This window comes from Micrococcus antarcticus (assembly GCF_044872765.1).
Lineage (GTDB): Bacteria > Actinomycetota > Actinomycetes > Actinomycetales > Micrococcaceae > Micrococcus.
The window spans coordinates 1889253-1903740 of record NZ_CP085253.1 but is presented as its reverse complement, the minus strand read 5'-3'; the positions used below and the strand labels follow the sequence as shown (position 1 = coordinate 1903740).

Below are 14488 nucleotides of genomic sequence, written 5' to 3'. Positions count from 1 at the left end.
GGCATGGCCACGAAGACCCCCGCCAAGCGCGCCCCCGGATACCGCTGCACCGAGTGCGGCTGGACCAGCGTGACGTGGGTGGGCCGCTGCGGGGAGTGCCAGGCGTGGGGCACGGTCGAGGAGGCCGGGGGCGCCTCGACGACGGGCCGCACCCGCGCGTCCACGGTCGCCTCCCCCGCCCCGCGGATCGCAGAGGTGGACGCCTCCGCGGCGTCGTTCCGCTCCACCGGGGTGCGCGAACTGGACCGCGTGCTCGGCGGCGGGCTCGTGCCGGGTGCGGTGATCCTCCTGGCCGGCGAGCCGGGGATCGGCAAGTCCACGCTCCTGCTGGACGTGGCGGCGCAGACGGCCCGGGGTGCGGACGCGGGCGGCGAGGGGGGCGGTGCGGCCGAGCCCCGCACCGTGCTGTACCTGACGGGCGAGGAGTCCGCGGCGCAGGTGCGCATGCGGGGAGACCGGATCGGGGCCCTCGCCGAGACCCTGCACCTCGCCGCGGAGACCGACCTCGGCCGCGCGCTCGGGCAGATCGAGCGGATCAGGCCCTCCCTCGTGATCGTGGACTCGGTGCAGACCCTGCAGTCCGCGGAGGTGGACGGCGTGGCCGGCGGCGTCACCCAGGTGCGGGAGGTGGCCGCGAGCCTCATCCGCACGGCCAAGGAGGAGGGCATCACCACCATCCTCGTGGGGCATGTGACCAAGGACGGCACGATCGCCGGGCCCCGCCTCCTGGAGCACCTCGTGGACGTGGTGTGCCAGTTCGAGGGGGACCGCCACTCGCGGCTGCGGCTGGTGCGCGCCGTGAAGAACCGCTTCGGCCCCACGGACGAGGTGGGCTGCTTCGACCTGCGCGAGGACGGGATCGAGTCCCTCGACGACCCCTCGGGCCTCTTCCTCTCGGGCGTCTCTGACCCCGTGGAGGGCACGTGCGTCACGGTCACCCTCGAGGGGAGGCGCCCACTCGTGGCCGAGGTGCAGTCCCTCCTCACCCCCTCGGCCGGCGGGAGCCCCCGGCGCACCGTGTCCGGCGTGGACGCCGCACGCGTGAACATGCTCCTGGCCGTGCTGCAGCGCCGGGCCCGCTTCGCCCTCGCCCAGGACGACTGCTACGTGGCGACCGTGGGCGGCGTGCGCCTCTCCGAGCCGGCCTCGGACCTCGCGGTGGCCGTGGCCGTGGCCTCGGCCAAGCTGGGAGCACCCGTGCCCCAGGGGATGATCGCCGTCGGCGAGCTCGGCCTCGCCGGCGAGGTCCGTCCCGTGCCCGGCGTGGGCCGGCGCGTGCGCGAGGCCGCCCGCCTCGGCTTCACCCGCGCGCTCGTGCCCCGCTCACCCGAGCCGCTCGGGGAGATCCCCGCCGGGTTCACGGTGGCCGAGGTCAGCTCCCTCAGCGAGGCCCTCGGCACCATCCCCTCGTGGACGGGCGGGGCCCCCGCGCGGCAGGACTGAGCCGGACCGCGCGGCTCGGGACTCAGCGCGATGGCGTGGCGGTCGCCGAGGACGTGGCTCCCGCCGAGGACGCGGCCGGGCGCCCCGAGGCCGGCGGCGAAGGAGGACGCGTGGTCGGCGTCGGGCGCGCCGACGTCGTGGGCGAGCTCGCCGGAGCCCGGCCGGACGGGGAGGAGACCGTGCCGGAGGGTGCCGCGGACGGCGCCGGGAGCGGAGTGCTCGAGTCCGACGGGGAGGGCGAGGCCGAGGCAGAGGTGCTTGGCCGCACCTGGAACGAGACCGGTCGGGACGTCAGGTCGCCCAGCGCCACCGTGAGGAAGTGCTCCCCCGGGGCGGGGTCCGCGCCGGGCGTCCCGCAGGCCGACGGCGAGCGCCGCACGTCCCAGCGGTACACCGCCGACTGCTCCTCGTGGGGGTCGAGCAGCATGTCCTGATGCGTCGGCTCCTGCTGGCACACGCGCGTGCTGAAGACGTCCGCTCCTGCGGCGTCGCGCACCGTGAACTCCTGCTGGGCCGTGCCCACGTCCAGCTTGCAGGGCGTGGAGGAGAGGTTGGTGATGCCCAGGCGCAGCTGCGCCTCGTCGCCGGGGTGGTAGCGCCCCTCGTCCACCGCCGCCGCGAGCCGCAGGTCCGAGGGCTCGCAGGCGGTGGCGCTCGCGAGGGCCGGATCGGGCGTGGGGGACGCGCTCGCAGCGTCGGACGGCGGTGCCGAGCTCGCCTCCGTGGGCGAGGCGGCGGCGGAGCTGGACTCGGCCGGCGCGGACGACGACGGCGCCGGGCTCTGCGACGAGGATGCGGCGTCCGACGCGGCGGGCTCGCCGCCTCCCTCCCCGGAGCCGCGTCCGATCAGCGCGCCCACGGCCACCGCCGCCATCAGGAGGGTGAGCAGCAGGGCCGCCCCCACCACGAGGCGCCGGCGGCGGTACACGGCGGCGGACGGCTTCGGCCGCGGGGCGTCGGAGGGGTGGGAGGGCATGCGTTCCAGGGTAGGCCGCGGCGCCGTCCTAGGTGTACCCGGTCATGAGGTTGGTGGCACCCGGTTCATGGGCGGGTGTCCTCCGAGCGCGGCGTGACCCCGCTCAGTGTTGTAGTACTCCAACCACGGGGCAAGCGCGTCCTGTCGGTGAGCACTGGAGGTGAACACCTGCCGGTAGGCCCACTCGATCGCCAGCGTCCGGTTGAACCGCTCGACCTTGCCGTTCTGCCACGGGCAGTGCGGGCGGATGAACTTCTGCCTGGCCCCGAGCCCGGCCACCGCGGCCCGGAACGCTGCACTATGGCGATACGCGAACGCGTTGTCCGTGATGACACGCTCGATCCTCGTGATCCCCCGAGAGGCGAAGTACGCCGCGGCCCGCTGCAGGAATCCCGCGCACGTCTGCCCGGTCTCGTCGGCCAGGACCTCGGCGTAGGCCAGGCGGGAATGGTCATCGACCATCGCGTGCACGTAGTCGTATCCGATCTTGGGGCGCCGGCCTTTCTCAGCCTCGGTCGCCGCGCGTCCTCGTGCTCTCCAGCCCCCGCCCTCGGGGATCTTGCCCAGCTTCTTCACGTCCACGTGGACCAGTTCCCCGGGCCGGTCTCGTTCGTACCGGCGCGTGGTCGTCTTCGAAGAACGGATCACCTCCCCGGTGATCGGGTCGCATGCGGCCAGGCGGGGCACGTGATGACGACGCAGGATCCTGCCGATCGTGCGTGCTGGAACCCCGGTGAGCGGGGCAAGACGGTCCTGCCCGTACCGGTGCTCGGCGCGAGCGGCGAGCACCGCCTGCTCCGTGGCTGCAGAAGATCTCGTGGGGCTGGTGTGGGGGCGGGAGGAACGCGTGGCCAGGCCTGCATCGCCCTCGCACGCGTACCGGTCGATCCAGGTTTTCACGCATTTTCGTGAGACCCCCATCGCGGCGGCGATGTGGGCTTGAGCCCATCCGGCTTGGTGGCGTTGGACGATGAGTCGACGGCCGTGAACGGTCAGGCGGGCGCTACCGTGGGACATGAGAACCTCTGGGTTTGTGATGTGGGCCTTAGACAAGCCACATCCCACCCGGAGGTTCTCCTTTGTTCAAGCTCCCTCGTGCCACCAACGTCCTGACCGGGTACACCTAGAGTGGACGCCATGCCCAGCCACACCCCGCAGACCGCGCCGGTCGCCGACCCGGCAGGGCTCCATGCGGCCGTGCTGGACTGGTTCGCGCAGCATGCCCGGGACCTGCCGTGGCGGGACCCGGACTGCCCGCCGTGGGGCGTGCTCGTCTCCGAGATCATGCTCCAGCAGACACCCGTGGTGCGCGTGCTCCCGCGGTGGCGGGCGTGGATGGAGCGCTGGCCCACGCCGGCAGACCTCGCCGCCGCCCCCACCGCGGACGTGCTCACCGCGTGGGACCGGCTCGGCTACCCGCGGCGGGCGCTGCGGCTGCAGGAGGCGGCGCGCGCCGTCGTCGAGCGCCACGGCGGCGGCGTGCCCGCGGACCCCGTCGCGCTCCGGGCCCTGCCCGGTGTGGGCGAGTACACGGCCGCGGCGGTCTCCAGCTTCGCGTTCGGCATCCCGGAGACCGTGGTGGACACCAACGTGCGGCGGGTGTTCGCCCGCGCGGTGGGCGGCACCGCCCTGCCGCCGAAGGCCCTGACCCGCGCCGAGATGCGCCTGGCAGGCGCCCTCATGCCCGCCGATCCCGACGACGCCAACCGCTGGAACGCCGCCGTCATGGAGCTGGGCGCCCTCGTGTGCACGGCCCGCTCGCCCGCATGTGAGCGCTGCCCGCTGCTGGAGCGGTGCGCGTGGGTGGCCGCCGGCTCGCCCGCGCCGCAGATCGCGCCGAAGGGGCAGGCGTGGGCGGGCACGGACCGCCAGGTGCGGGGCGCCGTGATGGCCGCCCTGCGCGCCGACGGGCGGCTCCCCCCGGACGCGGTGCGCGAGCGGGCCGCCGCCGTCGGACGCCTGGGCGCACACGCGCCCACGGACGAGCAGTGGGAGCGGTGCGTCGCCGGGCTCGTGCGGGACGGGCTCGCCGTGGCGGACGACGACGGCGCCCTCCGGTTCCCCTAGTCCGCCCGCCCGGGCCGAGACCCCTCAGAGCGCACGGATCATGCGCGTGTTGCCGAGCGTGTTCGGCTTCACGCGGGCCAGGTCGAGGAACTCGGCCACACCCTCGTCCGTGGAGCGCAGCAGCTCGGCGTACACCTCGGGGTCCACCGCGCTCTGGTCAGCCATGACCTCGAAGCCGTGCCGGCGGAAGAACTCCACCTCGAAGGTGAGGCAGAAGACCCGGGACACGCCGATCCCCCGCGCCCGCTCGAGGAGGGCGCCGAGCAGGCGGTGGCCCACGCCCGTGCCGCGGAAGCCGTCCGCGACCGCGAGGGTGCGCACCTCGGCCAGGTCCTGCCACATCACGTGCAGGGCCCCGAACCCGGCGAGGGCTCCCGCCTCGTCCTCGACCACCAGGAACTCCTGGATGGCCTCGTAGTACGCCACCGCCTCCTTCTGCAGGAGGACGCGCTCCTCCGCGAGGGGCTGCACCAGGGCCTGGATGGCGGGCACGTCCTGCGTGCGCGCGAGGCGCAGGGTCAGCTGGGGGTCGGCGGGCATGGGGTCCAGTCTAGGACGCACGTCGGCCCCCGCCCGGGAGTCCAGGGTGGAGGCCGACGCGGAGCGGAGGAGCTCAGGCGGGGGTGCCGCCGGACTGCTCCTCGGAGTCGTTCAGGAACTTCTCCTGGGCGCCGTCGACGCCCTTGTTCACCAGGCCCGCGTGCTCGCCGAGCTTGTCGGCGTGCTGCTCCTGGGCGCCGTCCACGGCGCTGTTGACCTTGTCGGAGTGCTGGTTGGCGAGGTCGCCGATCTTGTTCATGTCCATGGTGTTCTCCTTCGGGGATGAGCCCGACGGGCGAGTGCCCGTCAGCGATCTGTCGTGGCCGAGTCAGAGGTCGCCGTCGGTCTGCACGGTGGCGGCGCCCTGGCTCAGCACCTGCTCCTGCACGGCGTCGATCGTCGAATCGGTGTCGGAGTGCGGCGCGGACAGGCTGACCGCCGGATCGCGTCAGCGACCGTCGGTCAGGCCGTCCTTGATGCCCTGGGCGGCACCCTTGAGCTTGTCGCCCGCATCCTGCATGGCACCCTTGGCGTCGGCGGCGGTGGACTGCGTGGTGCCCTCGGCGCGCATCTCGTCGTCACCGGAGACCTTGCCGAGGCCCTCCTTGGCCTTGCCCGCCACCTTGTCCATCGAGTTCTGGATGTCAGCCATGTGTCTGCTCCTCCTGGTCATCCTGCCGGCCGCCTCATGCGACGCGCCCTGTGATCAGCCAGTCAACGGGGTGGCACAGAACGGGTCAAGAGGTCCCGACCGACTCTCCGGAAGCCCACAGGAAGGACCGCCGCGGTCCGAGGCGGCGCCGGCGGCCCCGTCCGAGCCCCCGCACGACGACGGCCGCTCCCGCGCGTGCGAGGGCGGCCGTCGTCGTGGCGCCCGCGGACGGCGCCGGAGGACCGGGTCAGTCCGTGCCGGTGGAGCCGAGGCCGGCCTCGAGCGCGGCCAGCTCCTCGCCGTCGAGCGCGGCGCGGCCGCCGGTGAACTCGAAGGTCAGCTCGGCGGACTCCCCCTCGCCGGTCACCCCCACGTGGATCGTGGAGCCGGCCGGGATCTCGCCGAAGAGGATCTTCTCCGAGAGCTGGTCCTCCACCATCTGCTGGATGGTGCGGCGCAGCGGGCGGGCACCCATGGCCGGGTCGTAGCCTCGCTCGGCGAGCAGGTCCTTCGCCGCCTGGGAGAGCTCCACGGTGAGGCCCTTCTCGTCCAGGCGCTTCTGCAGCCGGGCCACGAAGAGGTCCACGATCTGGACGATCTCCTCCTTCTTCAGCTGCGGGAAGACGATGACGTCGTCCACCCGGTTGAGGAACTCGGGGCGGAAGTGCTGGCGCAGCTCCTCGCGGACCTTGCCCTTCATCCGCTCGTAGCCGGTGGAGGTGTCCGCGCTGGACTGGAAGCCCGTCATGACGCCCTTGGAGATGTCCCGGGTGCCCAGGTTGGTGGTCATGATGATCACGGTGTTCTTGAAGTCCACCACACGGCCCTGCGAGTCGGTCAGGCGGCCGTCCTCGAGGATCTGCAGCAGCGAGTTGAAGAGGTCCGCGTGGGCCTTCTCCACCTCGTCGAACAGCACCACGGAGAACGGACGGCGCCGCACCTTCTCGGTCAGCTGGCCGCCCTCCTCGTAGCCCACGTAGCCGGGAGGGGCGCCGAAGAGGCGCGAGACGGTGTGCTTCTCCTGGAACTCGGACATGTCCAGGGTGATGAGCGCGTCCTCGTCCCCGAAGAGGAACTCGGCGAGGGACTTGGCCAGCTCCGTCTTGCCCACGCCCGTGGGGCCGGCGAAGATGAACGACCCCGAGGGGCGGTTCGGGTCCTTCAGGCCGGCGCGGGTACGGCGGATCGCGCGGGACAGGGACTTGATGGCCTCGTCCTGGCCGATGACGCGCTGGTGGAGCTCGGCCTCCATGTGCTTGAGGCGGTCGGTCTCCTCCTCGGTCAGCTTGAACACGGGGATGCCGGTGGACTTGGAGAGCACCTCGGCGATGAGGTCCTCGTCCACCGTGGCGACGTCGGCGTCGGCGCCGGTGCGCCACGCCTCCTCCTTCTGCCTCCGCTCGTCCTCGAGCTGCTGCTCCTGGTCCCGCAGGCGGGCCGCGCCCTCGAAGTCCTGGCCGTCGATGGCGGCCTCCTTCTGGGTGCGCACCTCCGCGATCCGGGACTCGTAGGCCTTGATCTCCGGCGGCACGGTCATGCGGCGGATGCGCAGGCGCGCGCCGGCCTCGTCGATCAGGTCGATCGCCTTGTCCGGCAGATGGCGGTCCGAGACGTAGCGGTCCGCGAGGGTGGCGGCGGCCGAGAGCGCGCCGTCGGTGATCGAGACCTTGTGGTGCGCCTCGTAGCGGTCCCGCAGTCCGCGCAGGATCTCGGTGGCGTCCGCGACGGACGGCTCGGGGACCTGGATGGGCTGGAAGCGGCGCTCGAGCGCGGCGTCCTTCTCGATGTGCTTGCGGTACTCGTCCAGCGTGGTGGCGCCGATGGTCTGCAGCTCGCCGCGGGCCAGCATCGGCTTGAGGATGCTGGCGGCGTCGATCGCGCCCTCCGCGGCGCCCGCGCCGACGAGGGTGTGGATCTCGTCGATGAACAGGATGATGTCGCCGCGGGTGCGGATCTCCTTGAGCACCTTCTTGAGGCGCTCCTCGAAGTCGCCGCGGTAGCGCGAGCCCGCCACGAGGGAGCCGAGGTCCAGCGAGTAGAGCTGCTTGTCCTTGAGGGTCTCCGGGACGTCGCCGCGCTCGATCGCCTGGGCCAGGCCCTCGACGACGGCGGTCTTGCCGACGCCGGGCTCGCCGATCAGCACTGGGTTGTTCTTGGTGCGGCGGGAGAGCACCTGCATGACCCGCTCCATCTCGCCGGCCCGGCCGATCACCGGGTCCAGCTTGCCGTCGTGCGCGGCGGCGGTGAGGTTGCGGCCGAACTGGTCCAGCACGACGGAGCCGGCGTTCTGGCCGGCGTCGCTGCCCGCGCCCACGCCGGCGCCCGCGGTCTCCTTGCCGCCCTGGGCGCCGCCCTGGTAGCCGGAGAGGAGCTGGATGACGGTCTGGCGCACGCGGTTGAGGTCCGCGCCGAGCTTCACGAGGACCTGGGCGGCGACGCCCTCGCCCTCGCGGATCAGGCCGAGCAGGATGTGCTCCGTGCCGATGTAGTTGTGGCCCAGCTGCAGGGCCTCGCGCAGCGACAGCTCGAGCACCTTCTTGGCGCGCGGGGTGAAGGGGATGTGGCCGGGCGGGTTCTGCTGCCCCTGGCCGATGTCCTCCTGGACCTTCTCGCGGACGGCGCCCAGGGAGATGTCCATGGACTCCAACGCCTTGGCGGCGACGCCCTCACCCTCGTGGATGAGCCCGAGCAGGATGTGCTCGGTGCCGATGTAGCTGTGGTTCAGCATGCGCGCCTCTTCCTGGGCGAGCACCACGACGCGCCGGGCGCGGTCGGTGAATCTCTCGAACATGGGGCACACTCCTCGTCTGGTCGAGCACGACACTACGCACCGCGGGAACGCCGACGGGCGGCTGTTCGCCCCTGGGAGAAGCGAGACGGCCGCCCGTCGTCGTCGGGTCCGGCGCCGCGTGCGCGGGGCCGGGTCGCGGTTCACCGCGGGATGCGGATCACTTGCGCTTCGAGTTGCGGTAGGCCTCCACGACGTCGCGGTGGAGGCGACCGCGGCTGGAGACCTCGTAGCCGTTGTCCGCAGCCCACTTGCGGATCTCCGCGGCCTCGACCTTGGGCGACGGCGGGGCCACCGCCCGGCCCTTCTTCATGTAGGGCTTCAGGAAGTCGCGCAGCTCGCGAGCGTGCTCCTCCGAGAGGTCCACCTCGTAGTTGCGCCCGTCCAGGGCGAAGTTCACGGTCTCCACTGCGGCCGAACCATCGAGATCATCCACGAGAACTACTTCTACCTTCTGTGCCATTGCCGATTCCCACTTCCTGATCGCTTGCTCTCGTGCATCCGACACCGGATTCAACCATCCGCCGGGATGTTCCGCCGACGATGGGGACACGCCTCCGGGCACGCGAGATGGCAATAACAATAGCCCAAGCCGACGGGTCGGCCTCGCCCATTGTCCGGATTCATGGCGGACGCCCAGGGAGTGGGATTCTCGGGCAGGAAATGCCGATGCGCGGTGGTGGGAGCCACGGCCGGCGCCGCGCTCAGCGCGGCGGGTCGGAGCGCCGGCGGGCGGCCCACTCGGCGGCCTCCTGCTCCTCGCGCGCCGCACGGGCGTCACGTCCGGTCACGCGCCGGGTCATGGTCTCGCGCTCCGCGGAGTCGGCCCGCAGGAGCGAGCGCATGACGAGCCAGAAGATGAGCGCGAGCCCCACCGACGGGGCGAGGACCGAGAAATACTCCCAGAAGACCTCCACGGGTCAGGCCTCCGGCTTCAGCAGCGGGAAGAGGATGGTCTCCCGGATTCCCGCGTCCGTGAAGAGCATCACCAGGCGGTCGATTCCCAGACCGATTCCGCCCATCGGCGGAGCGCCGTATTCGAGGGCCCGGAGGAAGTCCTCGTCCAGCTGCATGGCCTCGTCGTCGCCGGCGGCGGCCTTGAGGGACTGCGCGGTGAGGCGCTCCCGCTGGACCACGGGATCGATCAGCTCGGAGAACGCGGTGCCGCGCTCCATGCCGCCGATGATCAGGTCCCACGCCTCGATCACACGGTCGTCGTCCCGGTGGGGCCGGGCCAGCGGCTGGGCTGCCGGCGGATAGTCGTACACGAACGTGGGGTTCATCAGGGTGGGCTCCACGATCTCGCCGAAGAGCTCGATCACCAGCTTCTGGGCGTCCCACTTCGGGTCCACCTTGACCGCGTGCTCCGCGGCGATCGCGCGCAGGGTCTCGGCGTCGGTCTCCGGGGTGACCTCCCGGCCCACGGCCTCGGACAGGCCCGGGTACACGGAGACCCACGCCCACTCGCCGTCGAGGTCGATGACGCCCTTGGCGGTCTCGAGGCGCCGGCCGGCGCCCACGGCGTCCGCGGCGTTGAGGATGATCTCCTGCATGCGCTCGGCCATCACGTGCATGTCCGCCCACGCCTCATAGGACTCGAGGGTGGTGAACTCAGGGGAGTGCGTGGAGTCCACGCCCTCGTTGCGGAACACGCGGCCGATCTCGTAGACGCGCTCGATCCCGCCGACCACGGCGCGCTTGAGGTAGAGCTCGGTGGCGATGCGCAGCGTCATCGGCTGGTCGAACGCGTTGAGGTGCGTCTCGAACGGGCGGGCCTGGGCGCCGCCGTGGACGAGCTGGAGCATGGGGGTCTCCACCTCCACGTAGCCGTGGCCCTCGAGCGTGCGGCGCACGGCGGCCGTGACCTTGGCGCGCCGGTAGACCATCTCGCGGGCCTCGTCGCGCACGATCAGGTCCGCGTAGCGCTGGCGCACGCGGGTCTCTTCGTTGAGGTCGGCGTGCAGCACGGGCAGCGGACGCAGCGCCTTCGAGGCCATCTCCCATGCGGTGGCCTGGATGGACAGCTCGCCGCGGCGCGAGACGATCACGCGCCCGGTGACGGAGAGGAAGTCGCCGAGGTCCACGGCCTTCTTCCACTCGGCCAGGGACTCCTCGCCCACCTCGGCCAGGGACACCATGACCTGCAGGCGCACGGCCGCGCCGGTCTCCCCGGTCTCCTGCAGCGTGGCGAAGCACAGCTTGCCCGTGTTGCGCAGGAACACCACGCGGCCGGTGACGGAGACCTCGGGTCCCTCCTCCCACCCGGCCTCGTGCTTGCCGTCGAACTCGGCCCGGACGGCGGCGAGGGAGTGCGTGCGAGGCACCTGGACCGGGTAGGCCTCGCGGCCCGCGGCCAGCAGCTGCTCGCGCTTGGCGGCGCGGACGGCCTGCTGGTCGTGGTGGTCGACGGCGGCGGGCTGCGAGGGCGTGGAGTTCTGGGAGGTCACAGTCGTCCAGTCTACTGTCGCTCAGCGGCGCGCCTCCGGGTTCACGAGCGCCGGGATCTCACCGCCCGTGGCCATGCCGATGGCGTTGCGCGCGGTCAGCTCCGCCATCGCGGCGCGCGTGCCCCGCGTGGCGGACCCCAGGTGGGGCAGGAGCATGACGTTGCTCAGGTCCGCGAGGCCCTCGGCCATGGCCGGCTCCTCCTCGTACACGTCGAACCCGGCGCCGAAGAGCCGGCCCTCGCGCAGGGCCGCCACGAGCGCCGCCTCGTCCACCACGGGGCCGCGGGCGGTGTTGATCAGCACCGCGTCGTCCTTCATCCGCCGCAGCACGTCCGCGTCCACGAGGTGCCGGGTGTCCTCGGTCAGGGGGACGTGCAGGGAGAGGTAGTCGGAGCGCTCCACGAGCTCCTCCCAGCGGACCTGCTCCACCTTCCCGGCGAACTCCCCGAGCTCGGCGAAGGAGACCTCGCGATGGGCCGGGGGGCGCGGCGCGAAGACCACGTCCATGCCGAGGGCCAGGCCGCGGCGCGCGACGGCGCGGCCGATCCGGCCGAAGCCGGCCAGGCCGAGGGTCGCTCCGGCCACGTCCTTGCCCACGAGCAGGTCGGCACGCCAGCCCTCGAACCGGCCGCCGCGCATCATGGCCTCACCCTCCACGGCGCGGCGGGCCACGCCCAGGAGCAGGAGCAGGGCGATGTCCGCCGTCGCCTCGGTGAGCACATCCGGGGTGTTCCCGACGGCGATCCCCGCCTCGGTGGCGGCGGCGACGTCGATGTTGTTGTGCCCGACGGCGTAGTTGGCGATGCCCTTGACCTTCGCGTCGGCGAGCACCTCCGCCGTGAACTTCTGGTCGAGCGCGGCCACGACCACGTCGTAGTCCCCGGAGGCGCACAGCCGGGCGAGGGCCTCGTCCCCGCCGACGTCGGCGCCGTCCACCACCTCGCCGACGTCGCGGAGCATGCCCAGTCCGGGCTCGGGCAGGGCGGTCATCATCAGGAAGCGGGGGCTCATGGGGTGCTCACTCTCGACTCGGGGGACGTGACCAGGCTAACCGCGCGAGGAGGCCCGCGCCCGGCGCCCGGCCTCTATAGTTGACACAAGTCAATCATTGTCATCGGTCAACCATCGAAGGATCCCATGACCTCCACCTCCGTCTCGTCCCCCGAGGCCGCGCCGACCACGGGCGGCCCCTCCCTGGGCCAGGCCGCGGCCGACGCCGCCCAGCACCGCGTCGTCCTGCGGGCCCTCACCGGCCTGCTCCTCGGCATGTTCGTCTCCATGATCGCCAACACGGTGGTCTCCACGTCGATGCCGGTGATCATCAGCGACATCGGCGGCGGCCAGAACGCCTACACGTGGGTGATCACCTCGGCCCTGCTGGCCACCGCGATCGCCACCCCCATCTGGGGCAAGCTCGCCGACCTCGTGAACCGCAAGGTCCTCTTCCAGCTCGCCCTCGTCATCTTCGTCGCCGCCTCCGCGGCGGCGGGCTTCACCACCGACCCCGCGTTCCTGATCGCCTGCCGCGTGGTCCAGGGCCTGGGCGGCGGCGGCCTGGCCGCCCTCAGCCAGGTCATCATGGCGGACATCATCAGCCCGCGTGAGCGCGGCAAGTACATGGGCCTGTTCGGCGCGGTGATGGCCGTGGCCACCGTCGGCGGCCCGCTCGCCGGCGGCCTCATCACCGACGCGTGGGGCTGGCGCTGGAACTTCTTCGTGGCCGTGCCCTTCGCCGTCCTCGCGCTCGTCATGGTCCAGCGCACCCTGCACCTGCCGCCCCGCGAGCGGCGCACGGTCTCGATGGACTACCTGGGCATCGTGTTCCTCTCCGTCGCCACCGCGCTGCTGCTGATCTGGGTCACCAACGCGGGCCACCAGTTCGAATGGGCGAGCGCCACCACCGCGTGGATGCTGGCCGGCGCCGCCGTCGCCACGGCCCTGTTCGTGGCGACAGAGCTGAAGGTGTCCGAGCCGCTCATCCCGCTCACGCTCTTCCGCGACCGCACCTTCACCCTCGCGACGGTCGCCTCGATCGCCACGGGCCTCGCCATGTTCGGGGCCTCGGTCTACCTGGCGCAGTACATGCAGCTGGCCCGCGGCGCCACCCCCACGCAGGCCGGCCTCATGACGATCCCCATGATCGCGGGCCTGCTGGTCTCCTCGACCGTCATCGGCGGCCTCATCACCCGCACCGGCGTGTGGAAGCGCTGGCTCATCGTCGGCGCGGTCCTGCTCATCGCCGGCACCGCGCTGCTGGGCACGCTCCACTACGACACCCCGTTCTGGCTGGTGTCGGTCTACATGTTCCTGCTCGGCGCCGGCGTCGGCATGACGATGCAGAACCTGGTGCTCGTCGTGCAGAACACCACCGACCCCCGCCAGATGGGCGTCGCCAGCTCCGGCGTCACCTTCTTCCGCTCCCTGGGCGGCAGCATCGGCGTCGCCGTCATGGGCGCCGTGGTGGCCAACGTGGTGCCCACGCAGCTCGACGAGCGCCGCGCTGACATCGGCGCGGCCATGCAGGGCCTCGGTCCGGCGGGCGCCGAGTGGGCCCAGCGCCTGCAGTCCGGCGGCCTGCCGCGCGTTGCGGAGATGCCGGACGCGCTGCGCGTCATCGTCGAGGACATCTACGCCACCGGCATCTCCCAGGCCTTCCTCGTGGGCGTGCCGCTCGCGGTGGTGGCGCTGGCCGCGATCCTGTTCCTCCCCGACATCCCGCTGGGCCGCATGACGACGACGGAGCGCCTCGACGCCTCCCGCGCCGACCTGGCCACCGTCAGCACCGCCACGGGCATGCAGGATCTCCCCGCCACCGGCGGCATCCCCGTGGTGCCCGCGGCGCCCGCCACGACGCCGTCCGCGGCGGCCCCGGAGCGGGGCGTCACCGCTGCGGCACCGACCGCACGTCGACACGCGGCGAGGAGCTCCCGGCGCCCCGCCGCCTCCGCGCGCCGGGTGTGGCAGACGGCCGGCGGCGCGATCGCCGCGGCGGTCCTGACCGGCCTCGGCATGGCCGCGGCCGGGCGGGTCCGCCGTGGCTGAGCCCCACGCGCCCGCCGTCCAGGGGCCCGAGGGCTTCGAGGACGCCGTCCAGGAGCTGGAGGGGGCGTTCACCCACCTGGTCCGGCAGCACCGCAGGATCCTGGCCCGGCAGGCCGAGGCCCTCAGCCCCGGCATGTCGCCGGGGGCGATGAAGGCGTTCGCGGCCATCTGCCACACGGGTCCGCTGACGCCGTCGGCGCTGGCCGAGCACATGCTCCTGGACCGCGCACAGGTCTCTCGCCTGACGCGAGAGCTGGAGGCGGAGGGGCTCGTGCGGCGCGAACCGGATCCGCAGGACCGGCGATCGGCCCTGCTGAGCGCCACGGACGAGGGACGCGCCCGCCTCGACGAGGTCCGCGGCGGGCCGGCCGGGGGCGGGATCCGGCAGGACCTGCGGCGGTGGGACCTCGAGGAGATCCACACCCTCACCTCCCTGCTCCTGCGCTTCGTGGACGAGCGCGAGACCCGCTGAACGGCGCGGCGCCCCCCCCGCCCCCCCGAGCAGGGGGGCGGCGGGCGCCGTCATGAGTGGG

General features: G+C 72.6%; 14 protein-coding genes. 4 read left to right on the top strand and 10 right to left on the bottom strand.

Translation table 11 applies throughout. From position 1 onward, the window contains the following. The first annotated feature begins 3 nt into the window (after nucleotides 1-3). Nucleotides 4-1443: a DNA repair protein RadA gene (gene radA, locus LG274_RS08935; RefSeq protein ID WP_248117836.1), complete on the top strand. Its 1440-nt coding sequence runs from the start codon at nucleotides 4-6 to the stop codon at nucleotides 1441-1443. A 22-nt stretch (nucleotides 1444-1465) separates the two neighbouring features. Here the strand turns inward: radA and LG274_RS08930 are convergent, their stop codons facing one another. Then, the gene (locus LG274_RS08930; RefSeq protein WP_298710645.1) at nucleotides 1466-2419 is read right to left on the bottom strand and encodes a hypothetical protein; all 954 of its coding nucleotides are present in this window, start codon (nucleotides 2417-2419) and stop codon (nucleotides 1466-1468) included. A 42-nt stretch (nucleotides 2420-2461) separates the two neighbouring features. Next, nucleotides 2462-3436 (bottom strand): IS481 family transposase, encoded by a 975-nt coding sequence (locus LG274_RS08925; protein ID WP_271438116.1) that lies wholly within the window; start codon nucleotides 3434-3436, stop codon nucleotides 2462-2464. 120 nt (nucleotides 3437-3556) lie between these two features. On the opposite strand from LG274_RS08925, the gene LG274_RS08920 reads away from it, so the two are divergent. Then, nucleotides 3557-4486, top strand: a complete 930-nt coding sequence (locus LG274_RS08920) for an A/G-specific adenine glycosylase (RefSeq protein ID WP_319075741.1) — start codon at nucleotides 3557-3559, stop codon at nucleotides 4484-4486. A gap of 24 nt (nucleotides 4487-4510) precedes the next feature. On the opposite strand, the gene LG274_RS08915 is transcribed toward LG274_RS08920, so the two are convergent. The 8 genes from LG274_RS08915 to LG274_RS08880 all read right to left on the bottom strand — a co-directional run bounded on the left by LG274_RS08915 (nucleotide 4511) and on the right by LG274_RS08880 (nucleotide 11924). Beyond that, a complete protein-coding gene (locus LG274_RS08915) occupies nucleotides 4511-5026 on the bottom strand; it encodes an amino-acid N-acetyltransferase (protein ID WP_404464015.1) in 516 nt (171 codons plus the stop codon). A gap of 73 nt (nucleotides 5027-5099) precedes the next feature. Beyond that, a complete protein-coding gene (locus LG274_RS08910) occupies nucleotides 5100-5291 on the bottom strand; it encodes an antitoxin (RefSeq protein ID WP_298710655.1) in 192 nt (63 codons plus the stop codon). A 183-nt stretch (nucleotides 5292-5474) separates the two neighbouring features. Next, the gene (locus LG274_RS08905) at nucleotides 5475-5678 is read right to left on the bottom strand and encodes a CsbD family protein (protein WP_404464013.1); all 204 of its coding nucleotides are present in this window, start codon (nucleotides 5676-5678) and stop codon (nucleotides 5475-5477) included. A 247-nt stretch (nucleotides 5679-5925) separates the two neighbouring features. Next, the gene (locus LG274_RS08900) at nucleotides 5926-8469 is read right to left on the bottom strand and encodes an ATP-dependent Clp protease ATP-binding subunit (protein ID WP_404464011.1); all 2544 of its coding nucleotides are present in this window, start codon (nucleotides 8467-8469) and stop codon (nucleotides 5926-5928) included. 157 nt (nucleotides 8470-8626) lie between these two features. After that, nucleotides 8627-8902 (bottom strand): Lsr2 family protein, encoded by a 276-nt coding sequence (locus LG274_RS08895; RefSeq protein ID WP_404464009.1) that lies wholly within the window; start codon nucleotides 8900-8902, stop codon nucleotides 8627-8629. Between the two features lie 268 nt (nucleotides 8903-9170). Then, nucleotides 9171-9383, bottom strand: coding sequence for a hypothetical protein (locus tag LG274_RS08890; RefSeq protein WP_366371196.1), 213 nt, complete (start codon nucleotides 9381-9383; stop codon nucleotides 9171-9173). Between the two features lie 3 nt (nucleotides 9384-9386). Beyond that, a complete protein-coding gene (lysS, locus tag LG274_RS08885) occupies nucleotides 9387-10913 on the bottom strand; it encodes a lysine--tRNA ligase (RefSeq protein ID WP_404464007.1) in 1527 nt (508 codons plus the stop codon). A gap of 21 nt (nucleotides 10914-10934) precedes the next feature. Then, the gene (locus LG274_RS08880) at nucleotides 10935-11924 is read right to left on the bottom strand and encodes a D-glycerate dehydrogenase (RefSeq protein ID WP_298710670.1); all 990 of its coding nucleotides are present in this window, start codon (nucleotides 11922-11924) and stop codon (nucleotides 10935-10937) included. Nucleotides 11925-12050: 126 nt separating this feature from the next. On the opposite strand from LG274_RS08880, the gene LG274_RS08875 reads away from it, so the two are divergent. Beyond that, the gene (locus LG274_RS08875) at nucleotides 12051-13955 is read left to right on the top strand and encodes an MDR family MFS transporter (protein ID WP_404464004.1); all 1905 of its coding nucleotides are present in this window, start codon (nucleotides 12051-12053) and stop codon (nucleotides 13953-13955) included. Beyond that, on the top strand, nucleotides 13948-14427 hold the full coding sequence (locus LG274_RS08870) for a MarR family transcriptional regulator (RefSeq protein WP_248117812.1): 480 nt from the start codon (nucleotides 13948-13950) through the stop codon (nucleotides 14425-14427). The genes LG274_RS08875 and LG274_RS08870 overlap by 8 nt, the downstream gene beginning before the upstream one ends. The last annotated feature ends 61 nt before the right edge of the window (nucleotides 14428-14488 follow it).